The sequence below is a fragment of the Actinoplanes rectilineatus genome (assembly GCF_000962825.1).
GTDB classification, from domain to species: Bacteria; Actinomycetota; Actinomycetes; order Mycobacteriales; family Micromonosporaceae; genus Actinoplanes; species Actinoplanes rectilineatus.
The window spans coordinates 1-2281 of the sequence record NZ_JZKF01000186.1; the positions used below are offsets into that span (position 1 = coordinate 1).

Consider the following 2281-nt stretch of genomic DNA (forward strand, 5'->3'; position numbering starts at 1 on the left):
CCGTCCCCGGAACCGGCGGCAACGGATCAGGACTCAAAAACGAACGGGACGACGGGTCGTACACCCGGTGCCGCAGCCAGGTCAGCCCGGCGAACTCCAACTCGCCGCGGAACCCGACACCCGGGCCGGTGAGCGCGGGCGCACCCCACGCATCGCGCCCGGCCTCCTCCCGTGGCGGCACCGGCCGGTCGTCCAGCCAGCACACGTCGTGGTCCCAGAGCACCTGCTGCCCGGCCACTTCGGCGAGTTCCCCGAGGGGGTCGATCCGCAGGCCGGTCCGGCAGCCGTCGTCGTAGACAGCGGCGAGACGGCCGAAAGCGTCCCACTCGTACGAGCGCCGGTCGCCCTCCCGGATCCGGCGGCCGGAGCCGTCGTACTCGTAGACGACCCCGCCCCGCGACACCAACTGCCCGGCCGCATCGTAGACACACGCCACGTCGCCGTCCGCCACGAGACGGCCACTCTCGTCGTACACGAAACGGGTCTGGCCCTCGGCGACCAACTGCCCGGCCGCGTCGTAATGCAGCGGCAGCACCCGGGCAGGGGTCTCCGGCGGCGTCCGCTCCCACGTCGAGCCGTCCGGGAGGACCGTGGCGAGGGCTTCGCCGTCCGCGCCGAAGCGACGGCGCACGGTGCGGCCCCCGCGGCTCTTGGCGATCAGGCGTCCGGCGCGGTCCCAGGTGAGGCCGACCGCGCCGTGCCCGTCGGCGACGGCAACCGGACGGCCCACCCGGTCACGCCGGAACGTGAGGCGGGTGCCGTCACCCGCGGTGAGCTCGACGATCCGGCCCGAGCCGTCGAAACGACGGCGCAGACGCCGCCCGGCGCCGTCGGTGCTCTCGACCAGGCGGCCGGCCCGGTCATAGGCGTAACCCCTGACCCTGCCGAGGGGATCGGTGACCGCGGTCAGGCGCCCGGCGGCGTCGTACCGGTACGCGGTGACACCGCCCCGGGCATCCACGACGCGCGTGAGCCTGCCGCGTGGATCGTAGCCGTAGCGGGTGTGCCGGCCGAGCCCGTCGGTCGCGCTGGTCAGGCGGCCCGCCGGGTCATAGCCGAAGCGCCGCTCGCCGAGCGCCACCACCCGGCCCACGGCGTCGTAGCCGATCGTCACGCCGCCGCGCCGGGTCAGCCGGCCGTCACCGTCGTACCCGAACTTCAGCTCCCCAGCCGCGATCACCGCGCCGTCGGCGTCGTACCGCAGTCCGGTCCGCCGTCCGGCATGGTCGATCACCGCGGTACGCCGGCCGGCCACGTCGTATTCGAAGGTCGTCACCCGCCCGCCCGGTGAGGTGGTCCGCCGGATCCGGCCGCCCGGCGTGTACTCGATCCTGGTCACGCCGCCGAGCGGGTCCTCCACCGTGGTCCGGCGTCCGCACCGGTCGTAGCCCGCCCGGGCCGTGGTGCCGTCCGGCCGCAGGTGGGCGGTGGCCCTGCCGAGCGGGTCGTGCTCGAAGACGCTGCCGGTCATACCGTCGTGCAGAGCGACGACCCGGCCGCGGGCGTCAGTCGTCGCGGTCCGCCGGGTGCCCTCGGGGTCGACGGCGGCGGTCAGATTGCCCTCCGGGTCGTACTCCCGCAGCCAGGTGTACCCGGACGGATCCGTGGCGCCGGTCAGGCGGGACAGCACGTCGTACGTGAACTCCCAGCCGGATCCGTCCGCCGTGGTCAGCCGGGTCAGGTTGCCGGACGGGTCGTACGCGCGGGTCGTCTCGTGGCCGAGCGGGTCGACGGTGGCCGTGACCGCGCCGTGCTCGCCGTACCGGGTCTCGTGGCGGGCGCCGGACGGGTCGACGATCGCGGTGATCCGGCCGGCGGGCGTGTATTCGTAGGTCCAGCGGTTACCGGTGGGTGTCCGGCGCTCGACGAGACGACCGGACGCGTCGTACCCGTACCGGGTCTCCCTGCCGAGTGGGGTGCGGGTGGCGATCACCTGGCCGACGGCGTCCCGCTCGATCCGGGCCGTGCCGCCGAACGCGTCGGTGACCGCGGTGACCTGCCCGGACCCGTCGAGGGTGAACGTCAGCGTCACACCGTCCGGGTCGGTCACCCCGTGAACCAGACCGTCACGGACGTCCAGGCGGGTCAGGCCGCCCTCGGCATCGCGGATCTCCGACGGGATCCGCCCGGCACCCTCGTAACGGTGGAGGACCTGCCCGCCGGTCGGGGCGACGACCGTCACCACCCGCCCGAACTCGTCGTACGTGTACCGGAAACCGTCACGTTCGAGCAGCCGGCCGTGCTCGTCCCAGCGCATCGTCACCGTGTGGCCGTTGCGGTC

At 74.1% G+C, this 2281-nt stretch carries 1 protein-coding gene; it reads right to left on the reverse strand.

The window, feature by feature from the left end:
* Positions 1-2281 (reverse strand): hypothetical protein (locus tag WH85_RS45960; RefSeq protein WP_045748544.1); only part of this gene is annotated, 2281 nt, incomplete at both ends.